The organism is Arthrobacter sp. SRS-W-1-2016 (assembly GCF_002009585.1).
Classification (GTDB): Bacteria; Actinomycetota; Actinomycetes; order Actinomycetales; family Micrococcaceae; genus Arthrobacter; species Arthrobacter bambusae_A.
Genome location: NZ_MTPV01000005.1, coordinates 155,049 through 165,167 on the forward strand (window position 1 = coordinate 155,049; position 10,119 = coordinate 165,167).

The following is a 10,119-nucleotide window of genomic DNA, read 5'->3' on the forward strand; positions in this document are numbered from 1 at the left end:
TGTCCGGACTGAAGATGTCACCGTAAACGCTCGACGGCGACTATGCCTCCCCCTTCCCGCGTTGGAACGCCCGCACTGCTTCGCTCACCGTTGGGTGGAAATGTTCGGAGGAGAAACGCGAGCCCATGCCGTATTGCAGCAGTTTGTCTTTGACCGGGCCTTTGAGCTCGGCGAACACCAAGTCCACGCCGCGCCGGTTCAGCCATTCGTCAAGCTCCACCAACTCGTCCAGTGCCGTCGTGTCGATTCCCGTCACGGGTTCTGCTGCCAGCACCACGCGTTCTATGCCGTCCGCCGCCTTGTCCAGTTCGTTGCGTACGAATGACCCCAGCAAGGCTCCGTTGCCAAAGAACAACGGTGCGTCGAAGCGCAGGATCAACAGACCGGGGATGCGTTCCCCTTCCGGATGACGGCTCACGTCGTGGTATCCCGGCACTCCGGGCACGTCCACCAGTTCAGTGCGGTAGGGGTCCCAGGCTCGCCGCAGGAAGTCCAACAGGGCCAAGCCGATGGCAACGGCGATGCCCAGGAGGACGCCAAGTGTGGTGACCCCCAGAAATGCCGCGAGCATCACCAACGATTCGCTGCGGCTCATGCCGATAAGCCGTCGCACACCACCCGGGTCGGCTATACCTGCCGCGGCAGCGATGACAATGGCTGCAAGGGTTGCTGCGGGCAGGAAGTCCGTCACGCCGGGCGCCACGAGCATGAATCCGAGCACCAGCACTGCACCTGCTACCCCTGTGAGCTGGGACTTTGCGCCGGACTCGACTGCCACCGGGGTGCGGGACGTGCTGGCCGACACGGGGAAGCCGCCCAGTAGCCCGCTGGCAGCGTTCGCCGCACCCAAGGCTGCCATTTCATGGTTGCCGGATACTTTGCTCCCTTCTGCGGCCGCCAGGGATTGGGACAGTGTTCCGGTATCAACAAAGACGATGAGGGCGATCGCGGCGGCGGCAGGCAAAAGCGCCAGCACGTCAGGCCAGCCAATTCCGCCCAGGGCCGGCGCAGGGAGCCCCCGAGGGAGTGCGCCGGTGACCTGCAAACGCCCGTGGAGTCCCAGCAGGGCAACTGCCATGCAGGCCACAACAACCGCAACAAGCACACCCGGAACCTTCCATTTGAGCCGGCGGGGAATCCAGATGAGCACCAGCGAGACCACGCCGAGCAGCAGTGCCGTCACATTGGCTTCCCCGGCAAACACCTTCGGCGCGGCGGCGAAGAGTCTTTCCCAAGGGGTTCCCCCGTCCACGGAGATCCCCAGGAAGGTGGGAAGCTGGGACACGGCCACCAGCAATGCGATGCCGTTGAGATAGCCGAGCCGGATGGGTTTCGACAACAGTCCCGTGACGATTCCCAGCCTCAGCACCGCCCCGAACAGCAAAATGCCGCCGATCAGCATGGCCAGGAGGCCCGCCAGCGCAACTGATTTCTGCTGGCTATCCCTGGCCAGTGGAACCAAGGCTGCAGCGATCAAAGGGGCAAGCGCGGAATCCGGCCCCAACACCAACACGCGCGATGGCCCGAACACTGCGTAGACAATCAAGGGCACGACCGTCGCGTACAGACCGTTCACCGGTGGAAGACCGGCCGCCTGGGCATAAGCCATTCCCGCAGGGACCAAGATCGCGAAGAGAGCGGCGCCGGCCGCCAGATCGTGGCGCAGCCACTCGATCCTGTAGCCGCGAAGGGCTGGCGGGACCGCCCAGAATGGATACGTTCCGGATGGGCGCATATTCCGATCATGTCGCATCATGGCCTTGCCCGCCATCCATGGTCGGTGGCTGCGAAGACGACCGGCACGCAGAACCCATGCCGATGGACAGGTCCGAACATCATCACATCGGCACTTCCATGGAGCAGACATACGTGTGGACGCTGCAAGCTCGTGGGCCAATGCCGCTGTTCGCCGTCGGCTGGGTGGCGGCCTGCCCTAGATGATGTGCACGCCGGCGAATGCCAGCGCTGCGATCAGACCCCAGGAGAGCATCGCTGCCATGATGGCCCTGCCGCTGGTCTGGAGCAGGGCCCGGACCTGCACTGATGCGCCAAGCCCGAACAGGGCTGCTGCGAGCAGCAGGTCCTGGACCGTGCCGGCAGCTTCCAGGACAACAGGCGGCAGGATCCCGAGCGTCCGCAGAATGATCATCGCCATGAACCCCGCCACGAAGAACGGAATCAGCGGAGGAAGCTTGATGCCGGTATCCCCTGCGCCGTTTGCCGTCCGACGGCGGCGGAAGCGTCCCACGAGGGCGGCTCCGGTGACCATCGGAGCAAGCATCAGCACACGGGTGAGCTTGACGATGAGCGCGACGGCAAGGGAAGCCGGGCCCGCCGTCTGCGCCGTTGCCACGACCTGCCCCACATCGTGGACGCTTGCTCCGACCCAATAGCCGAATTGGACAGTATCCAAGCCAAGGGGACCCTTGAGCGCGGGAAGGACCGCGATCGCCAGCGTTCCGCACAGCGTCACGAGGGCGATTGGAATGACGGTGTCGCGGTGATCCGTTTTGGTGACCCCGCTCATGGCACCAATGGCGGAGGCCCCACAGATGGAAAATCCCGTGGCCAGAAGCAGGGGCTGATCGCCCGGAAGGTTCAGCGCCTTGCCCAGGAGCAGCGTTCCCATGAAGGTCAGCAGGACTATGCCAACTACGATCGCCAGCGTCTTCCAGCCCAGCGCAGCCACATCGAGAAGGCTTAGTTTGAGCCCCAGCAGAACAATCCCCCACCGCATGAACCGCTTGGCGGAGAACACCAGGCCGGGCTGCAGGACTCCTTCCACGGCCGCGCTGGTCCCGGGGAGATTCGCACAAAGAATTCCCAGAATCACTGACACCGTCAGGAATGGCATCACCGGGACGGTCGAATGGATCAGCCAAGCGACGACGACGGCGGCCGCGGACGCCGCCAGTCCGGGCAACGATTTGTACCGCAAACCCCGGGGAAGCAGCGCACCCTGCCGTGCGTCCTTTAGGGGTGTGGCAACGCCTAGTCTCATGCTTGTCTGCGATCCTCCCGGAGCCGGCGTGCGCCAAGCCCTGGCTGGATCTCCTCCTCTCTCCCAATTCTCGGCCCGGATCTTGTTCTGGGATAGCCGCCTTCTTGGCATAGCGATATATCAATATCGCATCACTATCCTCCCTGTTATATGCTTTGCGCATGGCAAAGTGGCCCGATCTGACCGTGCTCGAACTAGTGGTTGGCGTGGATGACTACGGAAGCCTCAGCGCAGCCAGCCGGCAAGCGGGCCTTGCCCAACCCAACGCGAGCCGATCGATCAGGGTGATGGAGCGCCAGCTGGGCATGACCCTGCTGCAGCGCAGTCCAACAGGCTCCACACTCACCCCCCAAGGCACAGTCGTGGCCCACTGGGCGCGAAGAATCCTTGCGGAAACACGGCAGATGTTGCAGGCCACCGATTCCCTGCGCGCCGAGAGACGGACCGCACTGACGGTATCCGCAAGCATGACTGTCGCCGAGCACCTGGTACCCGGTTGGCTTGGCACCTTTGGAAGGCTGCACCCCGAAGTGCGAATACACCTGCTTGTCCACAATTCCGCGCAGGTTTTCGAGGATGTGACCAGCGGAGCCTGCGATATCGGCTTCGTGGAATCCCCAACGATCCCCCGCACCCTGCACAGCCTCACCGTGGCGCGCGACGAACTCGTCGTCGTCGTCCACCCCAAACACCCGTGGACCCGACGGCGGGAGCCGATCTCCATTGCTGAACTGGCATCGACATCATTGCTGGTCCGCGAACCGGGGTCTGGCACCCGGATCACGCTTGACCTCGCATTGGCCGAGTACCCGCGTTCGGCTCCCTTGCTGGAACTTGGCAGCGCGGCCGCCATCCGTACAAGCGTTTTGGCCGGCATGGGTCCTTCAGTGATGAGCACCCTTGCAGTGGCAGACCAAGTAAACACCGGAGAACTAAAGATCGTCCCCGTCCAGGACCTTGTCCTTCATCGGGCGCTGCGTGCGGTGTGGAACGGCCCCCGTCAACTATCAGGTCCAGAAGCAGAGCTCGTGCGGCTCGTTCGTGGCCCAAGAACATCCCGAAACTAGACCTCGGAAACAACGCTCGGGAACCTTCACGTGCTGCGCCGCAGTCAGAGCACACCTGCGCCTGTCCGAGGGCGGCGATAGGATCTCGGCCCCTTGTTGCGAAAACACTGTGCCCGAGGTGGGTTCGAACCGGGTTCCAGCGAGCCAGGAACCCGGCATTTCGCAGCAGGCACTCGAGGAGACTGCCGGGGTTTCAAGGAAGTTGCTCGTTGACCTCGACGCCGGACGGCCATCGCACCAACGCATCCCCCGACTCAAGGATCGGCCCGCTGACTGGAAGTAGCTCTCGGGCTGGACACCCATCCGATCACCGTCTCGCCCACCGGCACGGTCGCGGTCCTCACCGCGCCCAGTGCCGGTCCTGCGGTGATCGCGGAGCCGAATGCGCCTACGCGGAGAACAGTGCCGACGCCAACCAGGATGGACGACAGCCCGAATCGGCCGGACCTACGATCTTTCCGCACCGGATCTCCTTCGTTATGCCCGGATATGTCGAAGGAAAACATGCGCAAACTTTCGGCTTGCGCTTCCCGAGCACAACAATACGACTCGCCGTTTACGGACTCGCTGATCCGTCCAGGCTCACCAGTCGCCGCCGCTTGATACGTGGATAATGGCGCTGTGCGCGATGCGGTTCCGGTCCAACTCCATTTGGCGCTTCGTTTCGACCATGAGGCAGAAGGTCCAACTGCCGTCCGAAGACGTTTCCCGGGCACCCGGTGAAGGGAGCTCCGTCTCCGGCAGGCGTTCGACGCCGGCGACGTGGCACCACTCACCACAGCCGACACGAAGGGTAACCTCCCCCATTGTCAGAAGAACCCGCAGGACCCGGCGCATAGTCTGAAATCAGCCGTATCCGATCCTGAAGGAAGCCATGCCCGACACCTCACGTCCCTTACGCAAACTTGGATTCCTCACTATCGGCCTGTTCGATCCGGCCGATCCCGCCTCGGGCCACGAATCCACCCTGCAGATCATCGAACTTGGCGAACGCCTAGGATTCGACAGTGCCTGGCTGCGGCACCGTCATCTGCAGTTCGGAATCTCCTCCCCCATCGCAATGATGGCCGCCGCCAGCCAGCGCACCTCACGGATCGAGCTTGGAACCGCTGTAACCCCGCTGGGCTGGGAAAACCCCTTGCGCCTCGCCGAAGACCTGGCCACCGTGGATCTGCTCGCCGGGGGACGCATCAATCCGGGGCTGAGCGTGGGTGAACCGATGCACTACGACACAGTGAAGCACGAGCTGTACCCGGATTCCTCCGAGCTGGAGGATTTCAGCTACGGGCGCCTGAACCGATTTGCCCGTCTGATCGCGGGGGAAAAGGTGCGGGACTTTTCCGGCAGGCAGGGTGTTGTCGAGGAATTCTCCAACCGCGTCGAGCCGCACTCTGCCGGGCTCCGGGACCGCCTTTGGTATGGGGCGGCCAGCAGGAAGTCGGCCGTCTGGGCCGGGGCGAACGGCTTCAATCTGCTCTCCAGCAGCGTCATCTTTCCGGAAGCGGATCAAGAACCGGACTTTTCCCGAATCCAGCAGTCGCAGATTCGTGCCTTCCGTGAAGCCGCTGAAACGTCAGCCCCGGCCCACGGACAGGCCCGTGTGTCGCAGGGCCTGGTGGTGATCCCAACTGATTCCGCTTCGCCGGGTCAGCGGGACAAATACCAGCGGTATGTTGATGAACGCACCCCCCGCACACAGGCGCCGCAGGGGGCAAGGGGCATGCTGTTCGCCGCCGATCTGATCGGTACCAGCGACGAGATCGCCGAGCAGCTATACGCACACGCAGGATTTCAGGAAGTCGACGAGGTGGCGTTTGCGCTGCCCTTCAGCTTCGACCACGAGGATTACATCCAGATCCTCACCGACATCGCCGGCAAACTCGGTCCAGCCCTGGGATGGACTCCAACCGAAGCCCGGCGCGACCCCCGGTAGGCGTCACAGCCTGCAATCGACCACACGTTGAGCATTCCCGGGCGGGTGTGCGCTGCAGAGTCGCGAAAGGATGCCAGCGAAAATGATCGTCACAACGGTCTCTCCGCTCAAGAAGAATCGCCATCTCCCACTGTCCAAAGACGAAGACGACGCCGGGACGCACCGCATGGTTGATATGAAACAACGCCTGCCCTGCACCGGATCCCACACACCGGCACCCCGCGCTGGATCTTAGGCACCACGGACCCGAACTACGACAACCAGCATAGGCGCTCAACTGTGCGGTAGCCTTTCGTCCCATGGTCGATGCGAAGCGGTTCCGAGTACTCCTTGAGGAGGAACGTGACCGCAAAGTTGCGCTCTTGAAAGCCCTCCTTGGGGACATCACTTCGGTAAACGTCGCCAGGCAGGACTCCAACGTCGACGACGAACACGATCCGGAAGGGAGCACGATCGCCTTCGAACTTTCCCAGGCTTCCGCACTCATGGAGCAGAGCCGGGCGGGCCTGGAACAGATCGAGGCCGCTTTGCTGCGGATTGCCAGCGGGAGTTACGGACTGTGCGCCGTGTGCGGCAAGTCCATCGCGGAGGGTCGCCTGGAGGCAAGGCCTTGGACTCCGTATTGCATAGAGCACGCGTCCGGTCAGGGCTAAGCCAAGGCAAATACTTCAGAGGCGTCGGAGTAGCTCAAGTAGGGCGCCAGCTTGGATGCGATATCTCGATTTTAGTTCGGTCAAGGAGTGCTCCACATCAACGCACGGAGCATTTCCCTGACCGGCTCAGGCAGGGGTCTTCAGGTCAATGACTATCTCGTTGCGTCGCATGAACCATGGCTTGAACGGTGGATCAAACCGGGCGAAACGCGGAGTCCCGGCAGGGGTGAGTCCAGCCGTCCTTAAAGCACTTCTTAGCTTCTCAAGATGGCGCTGATAGCTCACCGCGCTCCAGCGCCCGCTGTAACGGATTGCCGCTGCAAGGCTCTCGGGAACTGTCCGCAAGTGCACATTCGGGTCAGTGGGGCCCGGTGCGTTCTCGATAGTGAAGCCTTCCGGCAGAACAAAAGCAATCCGGTATTTCTGCTCTCCTGTCTCACCCGGCTGCCTTTCGATTCCCTGCTGCACGACCGGGGCAGTCATCGCGATCTTTTCTGAAGCTGCGTCCTGAACCACCGGCGCTGTCATCGCCACTTTCTGCCTGGAGCGGTTCTCTCCGCTGATATAGGAAAACAGGTAGCGGAACGCACGGTTGCCGGAGTCTTCGAAAGTGCCTTTGACAATGACCTCGGCCAGTAGGTGTTCGGGATACTTTCGAACCTCAAAATCGTCGTAGCTTCGCACAATCTGATAGGGCTGCTGCGCCGTCATGGCATCACGGTACTCCGGCGGCGTTGCCCAAGCCATGAGGTTCCTAGGGGTGGTGAATATTCGGGTGGTTTCTTGCCCTGAGGCTTCATCCGACCCGCGCCGATCGGGAAACAAACCGTCGGACCCCTGACTCTTTCACGGCCAGCTCATATCACCTCGCCGTGACTGGTTGCCCTGGGATACCGCAAACGGTCGGCTGCCGATCCCAGCCAGAACCCCAACGGCAGCAAGAAGACCGTGACACGCTTGTCGTACGATTAAATAGTTAGACGATCGAGCTACCTACTTAAGGGAATGACGTGGCCGGGGATACGCGGAAGGTTCACGATGGTTATTGGTACGAATCCGAAGAAGCCGACCCGGGACCGGTTGACCTGCTGAACGCCCTCCGGGACTACCGGGCGTCGGAGGCTGCGATGCGACGACGGACCCGCACCTCGATGGGGATGGGCGAGACGGATTTACTGGCCTTAAGGTACCTGCTCGAAGCCGAACACCAAGAGCGTGCCGTCAGCCCCAAGGAACTGGCAGCCTGGCTGGGCGTCACCTCCGCTTCGATGACGGCACTGACAGACCGGCTCGTGGCGTCCGGAAATGTCCGGCGCGAGCCCCATCCCAGCGATCGCCGGGCCCTGATCCTCCGCCCCACCCCGGGATCCGACCATGAAGTGCGCAGCACCTTGGGTGGAATGCATTCCCGGATGATTGAAGTGGCTCGTTCCTTTGATGCCGGGGAAGTCCGGGTCATCATCGACTTCCTACGGCGCATGCAAACAGCAGTCGACACCATCGACCAATAAGCTCCTGACCCCGGCTGGACAATCTTAGTAAGCTCACTTATAAATAGTCCATCAAGCTACTTGCTATATGTACTATCCAGGAGATTGTTATGACGGCAGTTATGGAAAGCCCGGACAGCGACGAACTGGATTCGCCGGCTATCGGGGCTCAGCCGGAGGCAGACAATCAGGTTCTCGCGCTGGTGGTCGAAGACCCTGACCGTTTCGACCATCAGGCATACGCCGTTCACGGGCACAGTGGGCACGGACACGGCGCCGGAACGCCGGTGGTCGACAGGCCGTCTCACTGCGGGAGTGCCATGACGCTTAGTCTCGCAGGAGGAACTCCGCCGCAGGCCTGGATATCGGTGGAACCCGAGTGGCCGGAATGGACTTGCGGGTGCGGGTTGCGGATTTTTGCCGAGATCGGTGATCTGTTGGGTGCCGTGTTATCGGCATCAGCCAGGGTCCAGACGCTGGAGCTGCAGATGGAGGCAGCGCGGGCGGCACTGGAACATGCAGTGCACCAGGCTCGTGGTTCGGGGGTGGAGTACGGGGAACTGTCGCTTGCGTCCGGGTTGAACGGTTCCAAGATCGAAACCCTGCTGAGGTGAACGTCCTGATGCCGGCAGAGCAGGTACCCAGATATCCCCCGGCAATATCCTCAGCGCTTTCTTCGCGGACCTCCCTGTGGGACGGGCGTTACCGGCTTGGTCGGTCATTGGGCGGAGGAGCGGAAGCAGACGTCCTGGAGGCCTTTGATACCTGGAACGCCTCTTCTGTGGTGCTGAAGATATTCCGTTCCGCGGGATCCCGCAGCGGAGAACCTTTCCTGCGGGAGATCGAATTCCACAGCCGGCTACGGCACCGAAATATTGTGCGCGTCACCGGGCACGGTCGTCACCAGCTTGCCGAGGGCAGCAGGGAGGGGCGTGACTACTTGGTGATGGAGCTAATGGCTGGCGGGGACCTGCGGTCAATCATCAAGAATGGCCCGCTGTGCCCCCCAACCGTCGCGAAATGGGTGGCCGACATCCTGGAAGGACTGGCCCATGTACACCTCAGACGCATCATTCACAACGACATTAAGCCCGGAAATATCCTCATCGGTGCTTCATCCGGCAACGACACGGCGGGCCCGGCGAAGCTCTCGGATTTCGGAATCGCGACCAGCGGCAGACGCCGCGCGCGGTGTCCTTCCGCCGGAACACCCCACTACCTGAGCCCGGAAGAGGCCCGCGGCCACCCGCCGACCACGGCAAGCGACATCTACGCCACCGGGCTAGTCGCTCTTGAATGCCTCACCGGCACCAAAACCTACCCGGGAACACCTTTGGAAACGATGGTCGCCAGAACCCTGCGCGAACCCCGTGTTCCCGGCACCGTGCCTAGGCGCTGGGCCAGGGTACTGCTCGACATGACAAACCCCGACCCTCTCAAACGGCCCTCAGCCAGGAAAGCCGCCGGAATCATCCTGCGCCTTAGCGAGGCCACCGGCACAGACACAAACAACCCGGCACCGGCACGCAGAACCCACCCGCTCCGTCTGCCCAGACAGGCACGACATATGGAACCACCGGCTGGACCAATCCCGGCCTGATCGAACGAGCAATCACGAAAGCAATCAAGCCCCCGGGAGTCAAAGAGAGGCGGCTGGCTCGCGACCCCGTTGGCAGGCATCGTCGCCGCGCTGGTGGACCAGGCCGAGATAGTGGACGTCGCCGGCCGGAATGACGGGTTCGGCCTGTTCCCGGACTGGAGTATCCACGCACCGTGTAAGGTAAGTATGCTTAGCAATTTGGACAGAAGGCGCCCTCACCGGCCGCATTCGGGTCAGATCCGAGCAGGTGCGTGGGTTCCTGCCGGATTCCGTGTTTGACCAAGCAATAGGAGCACGAATGGACGTTTGGCCAGGATCCGCATACCCGTTGGGTGCCACTTTCGATGGCACGGGAACGAACTTCGCGTTGTTCAG

11 protein-coding genes are annotated in these 10,119 nt (G+C 62.3%); 6 read left to right on the forward strand and 5 right to left on the reverse strand.

Features of this window, described 5'->3' with window-relative positions; all coding sequences use genetic code 11:
• Nucleotides 1–40: 40 nt before the first annotated feature.
• Together BMF89_RS01500 and BMF89_RS01505 are read right to left on the reverse strand one after the other, a co-directional pair.
• A complete protein-coding gene (locus BMF89_RS01500; RefSeq protein ID WP_078105310.1) occupies nucleotides 41–1,735 on the reverse strand; it encodes a SulP family inorganic anion transporter in 1,695 nt (564 codons plus the stop codon).
• 198 nt (nucleotides 1,736–1,933) lie between these two features.
• Entirely contained in the window at nucleotides 1,934–3,001 is a 1,068-nt protein-coding gene (locus BMF89_RS01505; RefSeq protein ID WP_078105311.1) for a putative sulfate exporter family transporter, read from the reverse strand.
• Nucleotides 3,002–3,162: 161 nt separating this feature from the next.
• Between BMF89_RS01505 and BMF89_RS01510 the strand changes: the two genes are divergently transcribed.
• Nucleotides 3,163–4,068, forward strand: coding sequence for a LysR family transcriptional regulator (locus BMF89_RS01510; RefSeq protein WP_078105312.1), 906 nt, complete (start codon nucleotides 3,163–3,165; stop codon nucleotides 4,066–4,068).
• 582 nt (nucleotides 4,069–4,650) lie between these two features.
• On the opposite strand, the gene BMF89_RS01515 is transcribed toward BMF89_RS01510, so the two are convergent.
• Nucleotides 4,651–4,875, reverse strand: a complete 225-nt coding sequence (locus tag BMF89_RS01515; RefSeq protein ID WP_139359497.1) for a hypothetical protein — start codon at nucleotides 4,873–4,875, stop codon at nucleotides 4,651–4,653.
• 67 nt (nucleotides 4,876–4,942) lie between these two features.
• On the opposite strand from BMF89_RS01515, the gene BMF89_RS01520 reads away from it, so the two are divergent.
• The gene (locus tag BMF89_RS01520) at nucleotides 4,943–6,001 is read left to right on the forward strand and encodes an LLM class flavin-dependent oxidoreductase (RefSeq protein ID WP_078105314.1); all 1,059 of its coding nucleotides are present in this window, start codon (nucleotides 4,943–4,945) and stop codon (nucleotides 5,999–6,001) included.
• Between the two features lie 299 nt (nucleotides 6,002–6,300).
• Entirely contained in the window at nucleotides 6,301–6,654 is a 354-nt protein-coding gene (locus BMF89_RS01525; RefSeq protein ID WP_078105315.1) for a TraR/DksA C4-type zinc finger protein, read from the forward strand.
• A 126-nt stretch (nucleotides 6,655–6,780) separates the two neighbouring features.
• On the opposite strand, the gene BMF89_RS01530 is transcribed toward BMF89_RS01525, so the two are convergent.
• Nucleotides 6,781–7,401 (reverse strand): heme-binding protein, encoded by a 621-nt coding sequence (locus tag BMF89_RS01530; RefSeq protein ID WP_366214751.1) that lies wholly within the window; start codon nucleotides 7,399–7,401, stop codon nucleotides 6,781–6,783.
• A 263-nt stretch (nucleotides 7,402–7,664) separates the two neighbouring features.
• Between BMF89_RS01530 and BMF89_RS01535 the strand changes: the two genes are divergently transcribed.
• The 3 genes from BMF89_RS01535 (at nucleotide 7,665) to BMF89_RS01545 (ending at nucleotide 9,744) form a co-directional block, all read left to right on the forward strand.
• Complete coding sequence (locus tag BMF89_RS01535; RefSeq protein WP_253190646.1) at nucleotides 7,665–8,165, forward strand: MarR family transcriptional regulator; 501 nt, start codon at nucleotides 7,665–7,667, stop codon at nucleotides 8,163–8,165.
• Nucleotides 8,166–8,254: 89 nt separating this feature from the next.
• Complete coding sequence (locus BMF89_RS01540) at nucleotides 8,255–8,758, forward strand: hypothetical protein (RefSeq protein WP_078105316.1); 504 nt, start codon at nucleotides 8,255–8,257, stop codon at nucleotides 8,756–8,758.
• A gap of 74 nt (nucleotides 8,759–8,832) precedes the next feature.
• A complete protein-coding gene (locus tag BMF89_RS01545) occupies nucleotides 8,833–9,744 on the forward strand; it encodes a serine/threonine-protein kinase (protein WP_290439660.1) in 912 nt (303 codons plus the stop codon).
• Nucleotides 9,745–9,783: 39 nt separating this feature from the next.
• On the opposite strand, the gene BMF89_RS22565 is transcribed toward BMF89_RS01545, so the two are convergent.
• Nucleotides 9,784–9,912, reverse strand: coding sequence for a hypothetical protein (locus BMF89_RS22565; RefSeq protein ID WP_290439659.1), 129 nt, complete (start codon nucleotides 9,910–9,912; stop codon nucleotides 9,784–9,786).
• Nucleotides 9,913–10,119 lie beyond the last annotated feature (207 nt).